This window comes from Dyadobacter diqingensis (assembly GCF_024220585.1).
Classification (GTDB): Bacteria; Bacteroidota; Bacteroidia; order Cytophagales; family Spirosomataceae; genus Dyadobacter; species Dyadobacter diqingensis.
Genome location: NZ_JAMXKF010000008.1, coordinates 1 through 15,514, shown reverse-complemented (window position 1 = coordinate 15,514; position 15,514 = coordinate 1). Strand labels below are relative to the sequence as shown.

Below are 15,514 nucleotides of genomic sequence, written 5' to 3'. Positions count from 1 at the left end.
TTAGAACATCGCCATGAGAGTATTAAAAGTTAATGAGTCTTGTGGCGGTGCGTGGTTTATATTAGGTAAAGTCCTGTATAATCGTACTATAACTATGCAATACGATTTATTTCACTATTCTTAATTTGGCGAAGCTGAGCAGTAAAGTTTTGTCACCAACTGTATCAAATTTTACTGTCGCTTTGCGGTCCGTCCCGTTTACATCCATTTTAACGACTGTGCCAAAACCGAACTTGGAATGTTCTACTTTATCACCTTCGACAAGCCCACGGGTGTCACTTGGGACGAAATCAGAAGACGGTGTATGTGCGGCGGTGGCCGTCGTGACCGGCCTTGGCTCAGCAGATCTTCTGGGAACCAGATTTTTCACGAAAGACATCGGTGAAGGCGAGCTATCACGCCCCATTTCTCTCTGAAACGACTGCGAAACATTTAAATATTTCTGATCCACTTCCAGTAAAAAACGGCTTGGCTCGCACATTTTCAAACGGCCCCACTGATAACGGCTTTCTGCATAAGAGAATGACAGTTTTTGTTCCGCACGGGTTATGGCCACATAAAAAAGGCGACGCTCTTCTTCCAGATCCTGACGGCTTTCCAGCATCATCTGGCTTGGGAAAAGATCTTCTTCCAATCCTACGATAAAGACATTTCTGAATTCAAGACCTTTGGCCGAGTGAATTGTCATCATCGTTACCCGGTCGTTATCCTCGTTTTCATCCGGTTCGTCTGCATTGGTTAAAAGCGAAACGGATTGAAGAAACGCACTTAAAGTTTTATCTTCATTCTCCTCGTCATCCACAAATTCCTTGATGGCATTCAGCAATTCCTGAACGTTTTCGTAACGCGAAAGCCCTTCGACCGTCTTATCTTCATACAATTCACGCAGTATACCCGATACTTTGGCAATGTGTGACGACACTTCAAAAGCATCTTTCCCGGCATCAAGCATTAGCATGAAACTTTTGATCAGAGTGCCAAACTGCTCAATCGGCGTGATCGTCCGGCCTGTGGCATAATTCCCGATATTGCTGACGACCTCCCAAATCGGTACGTTATTTTCAGCGGCCGTTACCGTAATGCGGGCAACGGTGGTATCGCCAATCCCACGTTTTGGAAGATTGATAATTCTTTTGAAAGCTTCCTCATCCCTTTGGTTCACCGTAAAACGGAGATATCCCAAAAGGTCCTTGATCTCTTTACGCTGGTAAAAAGACTGCCCGCCTATAATCCTGTACTTGATCCCAAGCTTGCGAAGTGCTTCTTCAAAGGAGCGGGATTGTGCGTTGGTACGGTACAGAATGGCGAAGTTTTCATTTTTCAGCGATTTCTGCATTTTCTCTTCAAAAATGGCAGTCGCGACCAGGCGTCCTTCCTCATTATCAGATCCTGCCTTGATGACATCGATCATCGAACCTTCTTCATTAACCGTGAAGGTATCTTTTTTGAGCTGGGATTTATTTCTGGCAATGACCGAATTGGCCGCATTAACGATTGTGCTCGTTGAGCGGTAATTCTGTTCCAGTTTGATCACCTGAACATCCGGAAAATCTTTTTCGAAATTCAGGATATTCTCAATGTTTGCCCCGCGGAAAGCATAAATACTCTGCGCATCATCACCTACAACCACAATATTCCGGTTAACAGCAGATAACTTTCTCGTAATCAAGTACTGCGAAACGTTGGTATCCTGAAACTCATCCACCATCACATGCTGGAACTTATGCTGATACTTATACAACACATCGGGAAAATCGCGGAAAAGCACATTGGTGTTGAACAGCAGGTCATCAAAATCCATCGCATTTGCCTGAAAACAGCGCGTTGTATAGGTTTTATAGATCCTGCCTATCTCTTTCATTTTGGCTGCCTCATCATCTGCCTGAATGATGCTGTTGTTCATATAATCGTCCGCAGAAACAAGCCTGTTCTTCGCTCCGGAAATCCGGTTATAAACCACATTGGCTTTATAAACCTTATCGTCCAGATTATATTCCTTGATGATACTCCTTAATAACGACTTGGAATCGTCTGTATCGTAGATTGAAAAATCGCTGGTATAACCGAGATATCTGGCCTCAATCCTCAGAATTTTTGCAAAAACCGAGTGAAAAGTACCCATCCAGATATTTCTCGCTTCCGTTCCCACAGCCGCTTCGATACGTTTCCGCATTTCACCAGAGGCCTTATTGGTAAAAGTCAGGGACAAAATCCGGAACGGATCTACACCGTTTTCGATCAGATGGGCAATTCTGTAAGTAAGCACCCGCGTTTTGCCTGAACCTGCACCCGCAATGATCATCAACGGACCATTGCCATACACCACAGCCTGACGCTGCGGCTCATTTAGCGTATTCAGATAATCAGTCTTGCTCAAACGATCCCCTTCCTTATGTATATTATTCGTATCTGTAGTCTTCATTCTTATCACGCAAAACCCAAAGTTAGGAAAAACCCGCAAAAGCACTCTTTTCTATTACATATATGATCGAGAGTTTACCATGATTTAACGGGAAAATTAAAACATCACGACAAATAGAACGTCCGCTTCTGCTTATTGGTTTTGATAAAACAGAAACATAACGGAGATTTGATCCGGAATCAGAAATTTCATTGCATTGATTCCTATATAAAGATGTAAACTATTGTTCCGGTTTTTACGAACAGAGGCAAATTTAAAACCTGAACATTTCCAATAACACGACGCATATGAGCACATTAAATATAGAAGACCAGCCCTTGGAAGTCCAATGGGAACATTTACTCCAGACCCTTGAAGAATCGCTCGGAAAAAGGCCGGCAGATTTAAATGGCGTGTTGTTTCTGATCGGCGTGCAGGAACTAGGGCAGGGGCCAAAAAGATTTACAAAAGAACAAAAACAGGATTTAATGCACATCGGAATCTGCAAAGTATTGAGCCTTTCCTCTTATTATGTCTTTGAAAAAACAGATAAAGAAGGCTGGCCGCATTACACCTTAAACAGAGCCTTACCCCAAGGCGGCCTGGATAAACAGGAAGCACTTTTGAAGATGCATGTGATTGAGTATTTCAGAGGGATGTAGCCTTCCCGAGTGCTCAACACTCCTTGCTACTTTAAAACACTTTCACTTTCTTACCAACTCATCAGATTACCTAGCCTTGTATCCGATTAAATTTACTCCACTTCGATGTTGTTAAAACGGATTGGATAATAATTCATTTCATTTTACACACCTATGATAAATACATTTTCCGATAACAACCTTTCTGTCTCCTCTCACGATAATTATTTCCACTCTTTAACCAAGAGAGAGTGGGATGTGTTGTTACTATTGACAGAGGACTTGTCCAATCAAGAAATCGCGGACGGGTTACACCTCACTAGAAATACTGTAAAAACATATCGCAGACGAATCGCAGAAAAGCTACTCATTTCAGGAAAAGATCAACTGGCTCGTTTTTCAAGGAAAAATCAAGCATGGCTTAAAAATAAGTACTTTCAATTTTACCCCCTTTAAAATAATATAAATTCAATTATTTATATTATTAATTATATAAAATGTATACCTAAGTATACAGTTATAAATTAATCACGATAATACCTTTGTTAGGTAAACTATCCGGTATATTTAAAATTACCTTCCCGATACATTTACGCTTATCTTAAATATTACCTTTTTAAAAAATCACACCTCCATGAAAAAGAATTACTTCATTTTAGCAATCTACATTAGCTTTTTCTGCCTTTTCGTTGTTGCCTGTAGTGAAAAAGATAGCACTTCTGTTTTTGAAGGAAGCGCGGAACCAGCTCTGATTCAGGCTGCCAAAGGTTACTATCAAGCCAGAGTCGCAGGAGCAAATCTACGGGTTAGCGGAGACGACAAGCCAGGCAAAAAACTTGAACCAAAGTGGGACAAAGCAACAAAAAACCAGATTGAGAATGGGGATAATGCTATTGTAGTACCTGCCGATGGCTACAACATTAACGTGGAGGGTATCAGTTTTTTTAGATGTTTTGTCTTTAAAGAAGAAGGTGGCCAAATTGTTGATGGCAGAATTGTCGAGTTTCTGGGTGATTCCAAATTTTTAAAATCGGCCGGAGATAAAATTATCAGAAAATTTAAAAACGGAAAAATTCCTGGTTATACCGGTTTGGTTCTGAGCTATGATGTAAACTATCAGTACTTGGACGGTTATTCTTTCACCAATGGCAAAATGGACGAAATGGGTGTACGGCTTTGGGTACACACCGAAAAAGCTCCAACAACAAAGCCAAGCGGAAGGATTGCTTCCACGTTGAGAACGCAGGTTGAGGGCCAGTTTTGCGAACCGATATACTGGTGTTATGTCTGGACGAATGGCGCAATTACGAATTGTGTTGATTCCGGAAATTGCAATGTTAGCTCCCAAACGACCGCACCACCACCTGGCGAAGGCGGCTCATTAACAACTACAACATCGCCCCCAGCGTCGAGTATTAAAAACGAGTTGCGCTCCAAATGCTTTAAAGATGTATTTAATAACTTGCTAAGTGCACAATTTAATAATAAGGTACAAACAATTCTTTCCAATTTTAATAAATCTTCTACCCTGAGTTTTACCATTAAAGATGCTGCAACAATGAGCGATGGTAATACTCAAAAAGCCGCTGAAACTCTGGGTAATCAAATTGTGCTAAATAGTACCCTTATGGCGAATGCTTCGCAGGAGTTTGTTACTGCAACAATTTACCATGAAGTATTACATGTATTTATCAATAATACAGAAACTTATGATCACAACAAAATGTCTACTGAATATGTAACACCAATGATTCAGGCATTAATGTCATGGTTTCCCTTATCATATGAAGATGCTGAAGCTCTTGCGTGGTCCGGTCTACAAAGTACCCCTGCCTACCCTCAGAATAAAAGGAGTGACATGAATTTAATCAATAACAAATATCTTAATAGTACTTATGGCCACGCTTGTCAGTAGATTACTTTTTATTTATTTATTTATTTCTGGTTTTACTTTTGCTTATTCCCAGTCACATAGCTCCGCAATCTTTTATATTGATGAGTATAGTAAACTCGGGAAGCGACTGGATGTGTATAGTTTTCTTGACCAAGCTATTCCCCAACCCCAAACCGGATGCACTCCGGTTTGGGACTTTTTTTATTTTAGGGTAAGGGCAACAGGAAAAGTAGATAGTTTATACCATAAGGGTAATCTGCCGGCAGAAGTAACAAGTAAAATCATAGCTAATATTTATTCTACTAACGGGCATTGGAAGACTAAAAAAAAGGCTGATAAAATAGAGTTTTGCTGGTTTGTCTTCCCCTATTTTTTTTATGGAAATAACCCTTATGATAGCAACTGCACCGAGAGTGAGAAAAGACAGCAAAATTTAGCAATGGATATGGCAGCTAATGTTTTGATAATTAGCACCTTAATTAAAGACAAAAAAGCTATTTTACTTATGCCATCAGAAAACGGAGGAGGTATTATAAAAAAGTAGCAGGCATTAATGGCTTGGTTTCCAATTAGTCCTTAGTGATGCGACGGGAATAGCCTGGTCAGGTTTGCAAGAAACTAATGCGTATAAGACCGGAATAACTCAAGACGATAGGTATAATACTCATATAACTTCCAAAAAGTATAGAAATTATAACAATGAGTATGGCAAATCTTGTCCGTAACTATCTCCTGCTTTGTTTCATAGGCACTGCTTGTACAATTTGCCAGGGCCAGAGCGGCTGGCCTACACCACGCTTTCGTCTCCTGGTAATTGATAAAACGACCGGAGAGAAAGATGACATATTTAGCTTTCTGGAAAAAAATGTCCCCCGGCCGGAGGAAAACAATTGTATTGCCACCTGGGGCGTATTCTATTTCAGGGTAACGGTTAAGGGTAAAATAGATAGTCTTTTTCACGAAGGGACACTCAGAAATACGGTTACAAGACAGATCATAAAAAACATTTATGCAACACAGAGCCATTGGGAAATACCCAAGGGTACCAGGGCTGTGGACAAGCTCTGGTTTGTGTATCCCTATTTCGATTTAGGATATAGTCATCGCTTTTATAACAAATGTTCGGAGGGTGATAAGCTACTACAAAGGAACATGATAGAGTTAGCGGAAAATATTGGAAAAATATGTGCATACTCAGGAATTAAAGGCACTTATTTTATGCACCCGTCTATAACAGGTGCCGAGTATATTGATAAAACGATCGGAGAGAAAGATGACCTGTTTAGCTTCCTGAAAAAAAATATCCCCGGATCTGAAGAGAATAGTTGCAGGGCCACCTGGGGGGTATTTTATTTCAGAGTGACGGGCAAGGGTAAAATAGATACCCTTTATCACGAAGAGACACTGAGAGAGGAGGTAACAAGTCAGATCATAAAAAATATTTATGTATCAGGGAAGCATTGGAAAATACCCAAGGACACCAGGGCCACGGACAAGCTCTGGTTTGTGTACCCGTATTTCGATTTAGGATGTAAATCCTATCTTGGTTCCGATTGTCCAGAAGCAGAGAAATTAGTCCAAAAAAACGTGATGGAGTTAGCTGAAAGTATGAAAAAAATTTGTTTCTATACAGAAACCAAAGGTGCATATTTTATCCCCCCGTCTATGACAGGTGCAGAGTATCATAAAGAATGATTGACAGCCTGACATTGCAAATCATGGGAACAATAGTCATTGGGTTGTTAATAGCTCTTTCCATAACTCTGGGGTATGTTTGGCGTAAATGTACCTATTGCCCGTGTGAACGTGCATCAATGATGGATAAATCTTTGACGACAAAGTGGATATCATAGAATGGCTAAAAACGATGTCCCCATGTCTGTCAATAGTTGTAACAGCTCTTTGGATTTTTATTTTAACGATACGGGATCGGAAAAAAATTGATAATGGCAGGTATGAAGGGACATTGTTCAGTCAGATCATCCATTTTTTTTCTTCTTACTGTTATTATACAGCCAATGCCCAACAAGTTTGGTAGCCAACTTTTCCGCAGTCCCTTCAAGGGAGTACTACTATGCCAGGGAAGTTATCATTTGGTGATTACCTTCGTAAGCATGTAATCTATGAGAACAGTGCCTGTAAGGGGGAATTTGCTATCTTTTACTTTCTCATCGGTTCCATCGGGGGGGATTATACATCGAAGGAAATCTGAATGACAAGTCAAAGAATGTTATTAAAGGCAATATTCTTTCGACAGAGAACCCATTTATGACTATTGCAGGACACTATAAAGAATGATGGTTTCAAGCTGAATAAGTACGCTCATTTTTCCGGTCAATTCGGTTTTAAATATCCTTGAACGTAGTCTATCGTAAAATTGGAAGCTTTTCGAAATTTAATGGCCGGAATTTCTATTTTTGGCCTGTTTTTTATTCATTTGTTATTAATCCATCACTACAAAGATGGATTCGTTGAGTATGATACTCATTTTGTAATTTTTACCGCCATTTTTCTACTGGCAATAAGCATATTTAAGTCTGCGTCAAGCAATAACAATGCTGTCATTAGAATAAACAAAATATCCTTATGTGGGCTTGTATTGGTAATTATTATCAGTCTGCAATCTTTCGTGAATGACCGAATTGATCAACATTATGTTTTGTTGTCATGGGTGTGGCTGACATTGTTCGTCATATTACAAAGTCACCCTTCGATCTCAAAGCTTCTAATAAAATTTTTCCCGGTATCCGTTCTCATTGTTTTTCTATTCCAAATCTTTGACATATCTTTTGTAAACAACCCCTCGTATGTAGGTGAAAGGATCAATAAAGGCGAGAATGCCAACTATGTGGTCTCTACTTTGCCCTTTCTTCTTTCAATCTGCTTTTTTGAAAATGAGAGAAAGAGCTTGTTCAATAAAATTTTCCGTCTCATTTCTGCCGTTACGGTATGTATTGGTTTGTACCTAATTGTAATCAGCCATGCACGACTCGCGTATCTAGGCGTTTGTGTCGGTTTTTTTGCCGTATTAAATAGTAGATTTCATCTGACTCATTTAGTCCGTAAAAACCTGACCTCTGCCTATGCTAAGGTAGGAGTGCTTTTCCTGTTTATTACGCTTTCCATCGTTGTCATCTATTGGACCTATTCTATAAATTCCAATTCTGTAAAGGGTCGACTTCTAATTTACCGAACAAGCCTTACCATGTTAGGTCCCGGCAATTTTCTGGGCATTGGTATCCAAAGGTTTAAAGACATTTACAATAATTATCAATCCGATTACATGATTGATAATCAACCTCAACTCTCTACACAGTTATTAGCCGATGACACTTTTTTTGCCTTTAATGAGTTTTTGCAGATTGGTGTTGAGCTCGGTCTTGGGGGCTTGATTTTGACAACTGTCATTATAGTAATGCTTTTACGAAAAGATCAGATTTATAACACGGACATATTTCCGACTTCGGGCGCCCGTGCTTCGATATATAGTATTTTGATATGTTGTTTATTTAGTTATCCACTTCGAACTACCTCTGTTTTTCTAAACATCATCTTTTTTATCGCTATCATTTCCACCAATTTCTCCGAGATACAAAAGCTAAGAATAACCCTCTCTACTACATGGATTCGAATACTAACGATACTCTTTTTAGTTACAGCCCTAATAATTGGTGTAAATGAATACAAAAGAATATCGGCACTGATTTTGTGGAGACAAGCTGCTCATATATCGGCGATAAACGGATTTAAGGACGCTAAGCCTTTATATGACACATGTTATCCCCAGTTAAAAACAAATGGAGGTTTTCTGTTTAACTTCGGTTCCGAGCAATTGATTTTTGGTGAAGTTGATAAAAGTATACTTTTATTAGAAGATGCTTCAAAAAGGATTTCCCACACTAATCTCTATGTTTATTTGGGCAATAATTATAAGTTACTTAATAAGTTTGATAAAGCGGAATCCAGCTATTTAAGAGCCGCAAATATGGTACCATCACTATTTCTTCCAAAGTATCTGTTAATGGTTATGTATCAGGAGCAAGGAAAAATCCAGGAAGCCTCAATCGTCGCCAAAACAATTATATTATATCCAGTTAAAGTACCATCCAATCAAGTTAATTTCTATAAACAGATGGCGGAGGAGTCTTTAATGACGATTCCAAAAAAGAACAATCCGTAACATTTTTGCAATGATAAAGCTTTCATTCGTATGCTTTTTATTTGGTTTAGGGGTTTTCCTATCATGTAGTAAGATGGATTCCGCGATGGAAAAATCTTTCCAGCAAGCCAAAAACAATAAAGAGGAGTTAAAGAGGGTAATAAATCACTATAAGACCAAAGATGATACGATTGGCTACATTGCATCCATTTTTCTTATTGAAAATATGAAAGGACTAGGCACATACGATTCGAAAACAGACTCCATGAGATTGGATCTGGAGCATATCAATGCCGATTACCTAATTTCCAATATAGATGCCAGTTTGAAAGTATCAAGGTTAAATCTTATTAAAGGCAATATCAGTCAAACAGCCTTTCTCGAGTATATTCTTCCCTACCGTCTGGAATACGAAGGTTTATCCGATTGGAGGAAACAATGTTTAGATAGATATAATTCGATCAGTGGTGACTTATTCAACTTAAAAACCTTTGAAGAGCAAGCTTTCTATGCCGTTACAAACATTAATAATGATTTAATTGATCACTTTAAATACACCAATTCGGAATCACCGGCAGAATTTAACAATTGGCAACAATTAATTACTCGGAAAAGCGGGGATTGTTGGGCCATGACTAATACAATCACTTATCCTTTACGGGCGATGGGGATTCCCACAACAATAGATTTTATAACTTCCTGGGGAAATTCAAATGGTGGAGGACACGCCTGGAACACTTTGATCCTCAAAACCAGGAAAACGGTACCTTTTTTGGGTTTCGAAGCCTCACCTCCAAATTACAACCCATTTAAGGTTTACAAGACCGTTATGCGCTTTCCAGCAAAAATATTTAGAAAAACTTTCTCAATGAACCCCTTGGCCCTATCAAATCTGATAACGAATGTGAATGACATTCCTGTCCACCTGCGTTTTGATAGAGCAATTGATGTTACAGATCAATATCTATCAACTAAAACCGTAAAAGTTTATATTGGTAATCGATCTGCTCCCAATATTGTTTACCTCTCTGTCTTCTCTAATGGCCAATGGCAACCTGTTTGTGGAACACCTAGAAAATTGGGGTATTACTTTTTTGATAAAATGGTTGAAAACATATTGTACATTCCAACCTCTTTTGATAGCGAGAAGGGTGTTAAATTGCTTGGTTACCCTTTTTTTATCCGAAGTGGAATCATCTTTAGCCTTAAACCGAATATGAGTTCTCTTGAGAATATTACTATCGGAAATACGAGATCGCTGGTATCGGATGGCTTAGGTTTATATGGGCTAAACATTTCCAAGGAGGTATTTTACCAACGAATGGAAAATTTAATGTCTGGAATCAACACAAGCAAACCCCTAGATAATGTAACCTATAAACTATTTTACTGGGATGGTTCGTGGGTATTACATAGTGAAGTAAAGAAAATACCCGGGAAAAATCTCGTTTTTTATAACGTCCCGAAAAATGCCCTCTTACGTCTAATTTCGCCACATGATCTAAGAAATAGCCGAATTTTTAGCTATAAAAATGGGCAGGTTTGGTGGTAAAGGAATTGAAGTTATTCATTTATGCAACGCGGCTAATAAACTCCTTTAGTGACCGTATTCACCTCTTTTGAGGTTTCAGTAAATACTTCATCCGCAATTCCCTACGCAAGAAACGCTTTGATGATGCATGTGATTGAGTACTTTAGGGGAATGTAGCTTTTCCCTAACCTTATTATAAAACCAATAACTTGAAATATGTTGTGATTTACCATATTTCCGGCTATCGGTTTTTACGATTTTAATCAATTTCCAGACTGCAATAAAATGTGCCTGTCGGTGGCATTTTATCCTGTTGAACTCCTGGTTTTAAAATGATTTTTCTCCAATTTTTCCCGTCGTTATATAGATATAATAATGTTTTTATTTTTCATTATTATTCCATGAAAAAAACTTATTTTAGTATTGGAATTCACTAAATTTCAATAAGTTATGAGAAATACACTTACCCCTCAAAGTGACTTGCCAAGTAAAACTACTTCCCACAGTCTACTAGTATTAGTACTACTTTTAACTCTCCCCATTTCAGAGAGTTACGCACAAGTTCTTATCCCCTACAATTCAAACTGGAAATATGCTCCTGAAAGTAATACTGCTCCGGCAGCAACCTGGAAGACTTCCGGTTTTGACGATGCCTCTTGGAAGAGCGGAAACGCGCCTTTTGCTTTTGGAAGCCATGTATATAGTACCCTGCTTGAAAGGGGCCCTAATAATACCACGCCTAATTATCCTGCTTTTTATTTTAGAAAAACCGTGAACATTGCCAGCACCGGGGCGTATAGCAGCATTCGGTTACGTGCATATCTGGATGATGGTATCGTAATTTATGTCAATGGTGTAGAAGTAAAACGGAAAAATATGAACGCCAATGTAAATGACCCTTACACGCGTGCAGCGGGCGATTCACTGACAATCGATACATTGTTGAACATATCGCTTTTTCAGAATGGAAATAACCTCATTGCCGCAGAAGTACATCAAACAGGTGAAACCAGCGGGGATATTCTTTTTAACCTGCAATTGGAAGGGACGCCAGTACCTTCGCAAACTTCGATGCTTATTCCATATCAATCCGGTTGGAAATATGCTCCCGAGAGTAATACTGCCCCGGCATCTACCTGGAAAAATTCGGGTTTTGATGATGCTTCCTGGAAAAGTGGAAATGCGCCATTTGCTTTCGGGGCACATTTTTACAATACCCTTCTGCAACGAGGTCCCAATAATACGACACCAAATTATCCTGCTTTCTATTTCCGAAAAACGATAAACATTGTCAGCACGGCAGCATATAGCAACATACGGTTACGTGCATACCTGGACGATGGTATCGTAATCTATGTCAATGGCGTAGAGGTGAAACGGAAAAATATGAATGCCAATGTGAATGACCCTTACACGCGTGCGGCAGGGGACTCGCTCACCATTGACACATTGCTGAGCACTTCGCTTTTTCAGAACGGGAATAATCTTATTTCTGCGGAAGTGCACCAAACCGGTGAAACCAGCGGGGATATTCTTTTTGATCTGCAACTCGAAGGAACAACCGCGAGTACACCGTCATCAATGGTTATTGCATATCAATCAGGCTGGAAGTATGCTACGGAAAGTAATACGACACCGGCCTCAAACTGGAAAACTTCCGCTTTTGACGATGCCTCCTGGAAAAGTGGAAATGCTCCTTTTGGTTTTGGACCCCATTTTTATAATACCCTTCTTCAGCGAGGTCCCAATAATACGACTCCGAATTATCCGGCTTTCTATTTCCGAAAAACGGTAAACATTACAAATGCAGCTGCAAACAACAGTTATCGTTTACGTGCTTATCTGGATGATGGTATTGTCATTTATGTAAATGGGGTGGAGGTTAAGCGTAAAAACATGAACGCCAATCCAAATGATCCTTTCACCCGCGCAGCAGGAGATTCTCTGACCATCGATACGTTGCTGAGCTCATCTCTTTTTCAGAATGGGAATAACCTCGTTGCCGCAGAAGTCCACCAAACGGGTGAAACCAGCGGGGATATTCTTTTTGATCTTCAGTTGGAAGGAAGCTCGACTTCACTATATCTCACCAGATATCCGTACCTGCAACTCGCTTCTCATAACCGCATGACAGTACAATGGTATACCAATCTTGCTACCACAGCCACTGTTCGTTACAGCACAAATTCAAACCTGAGCTCGGGTTACACAGAAGTGGCGGTATCCCAAAGCGATCTTCTGCACGTTGTTACTTTGAAAAATCTTACGCCAGATACCAAGTATTATTACAGTGTGGGCTACGGTACCGGAAACAATTTCCAGCTTTTACAGTATAACTCCGCTGTAAACTATTTCCAGACGCTGCCGACGGATACCAGTCACCCGTTGCGTTTCTGGCTGCTGGGAGATTCGGGAGCAGGGAATTATCTAAATCCGCGGCCCTTCAAAGTACGTGATGCATATCTGGCCTATCTTAATTCCAGAAATAATCCGTACGTGGATGGCATTGTATTTCTGGGTGACAACTCAAATACTTCCCCATATGAGGGGCTTCAACAGGCGCTGGACACGACCATTTTTAAATTCTATAACAGACCCAATGACAAACAGCTGCTTTCGCATATGCCTTCCTGGACTGTTATCGGAAATCATGACTATGATCCTGATCCAAGTTATTTACACAGTGATGGCAATACTTATTTTGTCAGGAAAGCTTATCATAAACAAACAGCCGCCAGTTTTTCAACCTTTTCATATCCCGACAGTGCCCAAATTGGAGGACAGCCAACGTTTAATAAAAAGGGGTATTATTCTTTCAACCAGGGTGATGTCCATTTTGTGGTTTTAAATCCGCCACTGATTGAAAAAGATAACATTGCCGATAATTGGCTTGAAACATTTTTAAGCATCAAGGAAATTTTCAGCAAAAATTCCATTGCGCTGGATTATAATTTCAATACCCCTATCGATTCGCTACCGCAGGTCAAATGGCTGGTTAAGGATTTAAGCACGAACACAAAAAAATGGACAATCGTGACCTTCCACCTGCCTCCCTTTTCTACCATCGGGCATTTTCCTGATGAAAAAGATTTGACCCGAGTTAGGGAAAAGCTGATGCCTATTTTGGAAAAACCGGAGTACCATGTCGACGCTTTACTTGTTTCCCATTCACATGCTTATTTACGGGCAGGTATGATCAGGAAAAGCGGAAATGCCGCCCGTACCACCGATTCGTATCTGGCGGGAAGTAATCTGGGACGATATCCGGCCTCTCCTCCTTATATAAAATCAAACAATGAAACGGCTTATTCCTATCTATTGTCCGGTTCGGCGGGAAGAGGATTTTTTGGTAATGTGAACAACAACGGTACAAATGTTTACATTAATGACTCCGGTTATGATGATCCGGCCAAAGTCAAACACCCAAGCATTACCACTCCTCCTTTTGACACATCACCTCGTATGGATAACGTGACTGGTGATAATACTACTGATTTTTACCATGTCAAAGGTGGGTCTATTGAACTTCTGTTTCAGGAAAATCGCCTCGATGTAAAGTTCATAAAGGAGTCAGACGTATCACCTAATTTCGTCATCGCAGATTCTTTCGTGGTCATGAAGGACGTAAACAAAACAAAATCATACAACATTCAGGCTGGGGATCAGTTAACACTTAAAGCTTCCTGGGTTGGGGATTACGTCTGGTATTCTTCTCAGGCACCGAACCCTTTGCGTACTGCCGCTACGGAAAATGTACTTTCAACAGGTTTACGGGAACGTACTTTTAGTCCTACTCAGAACATCAATTATTATGTTGTTGATGGACATGGCTATCTCGTTGATACCTTCCGCGTATTTGTCGGCCCTCCTCTCCCTGTCAATCTGCTTGCATTTACAGCTACCAAATCCGAAGCAGGAGCTTTATTGAACTGGTCAACAACCTCAGAAACCAATAGTGACCGGTTTGAAATACAACGGAGCGATGATGCGACCAGCTGGTTGACCCTGGGAAATGTTACGGCGAAAGGAGAAAGCAAAGTATCTCAGACCTATTCTTATCTTGATCGTCAGCCGAAATCAGGGGACAATTACTACCGCCTGAAGATGATTGACCGCGACGGAACCTTTGCATACAGCCGGATTGTAAGTATTCAGATTAATCCCAGGTTCGAAATTGTTGTATACCCTAATCCAGTTGAGGATAACATCAGTCTGAAAGTGACGGACTGGAAACAGGTCAAAAGCGTCACGATGATAAATAATGCCGGTACGGAAGTTTATAATTCCGGTCCGGTAATGTCGGGGATTGTAAATGTGAAAAACATCTCCTCGGGTATATACATTCTGAAAATCGTTCTCAAGGACGGATCTGTTTATAACCACAGGATGTTCCGCGTCAAATAAGAGGCTGAGCTGGAAACAATCAAATACTATTCCTATTAATAGAGTAGTCGCATTCCAGCACTTCGTAGAACCAACCCGTGTTTTCCCTCTCCAGTCGTGGGGAGGGAAAACCTTTTTAGTTAATCTATATCTTCTTCTATGTATAAGTACACCTATATATAGAAGCAAACACAAGCACGCCAGGTTTTCAAACAGACAAATCCACCTCGTCGCCAACGATAACTTATAGTCTTAAAACAGGCACACCATCCGGGCTGACCCTGATCTGCTCCCTAATGAACCATACAACGATTTGCTGAGCACCATCAGGACCACTGAAATACCGATTTTCGCCAGAAGCCAGGTTTTAAAATGGTTTCTCCAAAAAAGTTTAGAAAAAGTTTCACTTTAATAAATTTGACTTTCAGCGACTTACCCATTTTGTTCAACTTTTTTTGAAAATACTTTGCATTGAGGCTTGCATCTTAAAAATAAATGTAGGACT

9 protein-coding genes are annotated in these 15,514 nt (G+C 40.0%); 8 read left to right on the top strand and 1 reads right to left on the bottom strand.

Annotated elements, in window-relative coordinates; genetic code table 11:
• Nucleotides 1–106 precede the first annotated feature (106 nt).
• On the bottom strand, nucleotides 107–2,422 hold the full coding sequence (locus tag M1L62_RS20005) for an ATP-dependent helicase (protein WP_254561398.1): 2,316 nt from the start codon (nucleotides 2,420–2,422) through the stop codon (nucleotides 107–109).
• A 287-nt stretch (nucleotides 2,423–2,709) separates the two neighbouring features.
• Between M1L62_RS20005 and M1L62_RS20000 the strand changes: the two genes are divergently transcribed.
• The 8 genes from M1L62_RS20000 (at nucleotide 2,710) to M1L62_RS19970 (ending at nucleotide 15,030) form a co-directional block, all read left to right on the top strand.
• Nucleotides 2,710–3,063 carry a hypothetical protein gene (locus M1L62_RS20000; RefSeq protein WP_254561397.1) on the top strand — a complete coding sequence of 118 codons (354 nt, stop codon included), beginning with the start codon at nucleotides 2,710–2,712 and terminating at the stop codon, nucleotides 3,061–3,063.
• Between the two features lie 153 nt (nucleotides 3,064–3,216).
• On the top strand, nucleotides 3,217–3,498 hold the full coding sequence (locus tag M1L62_RS29755; protein WP_374760312.1) for a response regulator transcription factor: 282 nt from the start codon (nucleotides 3,217–3,219) through the stop codon (nucleotides 3,496–3,498).
• A gap of 178 nt (nucleotides 3,499–3,676) precedes the next feature.
• The gene (locus M1L62_RS19995) at nucleotides 3,677–4,957 is read left to right on the top strand and encodes a hypothetical protein (protein ID WP_254561396.1); all 1,281 of its coding nucleotides are present in this window, start codon (nucleotides 3,677–3,679) and stop codon (nucleotides 4,955–4,957) included.
• Nucleotides 4,938–5,480, top strand: coding sequence for a hypothetical protein (locus M1L62_RS19990; protein WP_254561395.1), 543 nt, complete (start codon nucleotides 4,938–4,940; stop codon nucleotides 5,478–5,480). The genes M1L62_RS19995 and M1L62_RS19990 overlap by 20 nt, the downstream gene beginning before the upstream one ends.
• Before the next feature lie 161 nt (nucleotides 5,481–5,641).
• A complete protein-coding gene (locus M1L62_RS19985; RefSeq protein WP_254561394.1) occupies nucleotides 5,642–6,631 on the top strand; it encodes a hypothetical protein in 990 nt (329 codons plus the stop codon).
• Nucleotides 6,632–7,313: 682 nt separating this feature from the next.
• Nucleotides 7,314–9,116 (top strand): O-antigen ligase family protein, encoded by a 1,803-nt coding sequence (locus tag M1L62_RS19980; protein ID WP_254561393.1) that lies wholly within the window; start codon nucleotides 7,314–7,316, stop codon nucleotides 9,114–9,116.
• A gap of 85 nt (nucleotides 9,117–9,201) precedes the next feature.
• On the top strand, nucleotides 9,202–10,647 hold the full coding sequence (locus tag M1L62_RS19975; RefSeq protein WP_254561392.1) for a transglutaminase-like domain-containing protein: 1,446 nt from the start codon (nucleotides 9,202–9,204) through the stop codon (nucleotides 10,645–10,647).
• A gap of 429 nt (nucleotides 10,648–11,076) precedes the next feature.
• Nucleotides 11,077–15,030: a fibronectin type III domain-containing protein gene (locus M1L62_RS19970; protein ID WP_254561391.1), complete on the top strand. Its 3,954-nt coding sequence runs from the start codon at nucleotides 11,077–11,079 to the stop codon at nucleotides 15,028–15,030.
• Nucleotides 15,031–15,514: the final 484 nt, after the last annotated feature.

Bases quoted from the DNA above. Each gene is read 5' to 3' on its own strand.
- M1L62_RS20005 (WP_254561398.1), bottom strand. From the start codon at position 2,422: ATGAAGACTACAGATACGAATAATATACATAAGGAAGGGGATCGTTTG.
- M1L62_RS20000 (WP_254561397.1), top strand. From the start codon at position 2,710: ATGAGCACATTAAATATAGAAGACCAGCCCTTGGAAGTCCAATGGGAA.
- M1L62_RS29755 (WP_374760312.1), top strand. From the start codon at position 3,217: ATGATAAATACATTTTCCGATAACAACCTTTCTGTCTCCTCTCACGAT.
- M1L62_RS19995 (WP_254561396.1), top strand. From the start codon at position 3,677: ATGAAAAAGAATTACTTCATTTTAGCAATCTACATTAGCTTTTTCTGC.
- M1L62_RS19990 (WP_254561395.1), top strand. From the start codon at position 4,938: ATGGCCACGCTTGTCAGTAGATTACTTTTTATTTATTTATTTATTTCT.
- M1L62_RS19985 (WP_254561394.1), top strand. From the start codon at position 5,642: ATGGCAAATCTTGTCCGTAACTATCTCCTGCTTTGTTTCATAGGCACT.
- M1L62_RS19975 (WP_254561392.1), top strand. From the start codon at position 9,202: ATGGAAAAATCTTTCCAGCAAGCCAAAAACAATAAAGAGGAGTTAAAG.
- M1L62_RS19970 (WP_254561391.1), top strand. From the start codon at position 11,077: ATGAGAAATACACTTACCCCTCAAAGTGACTTGCCAAGTAAAACTACT.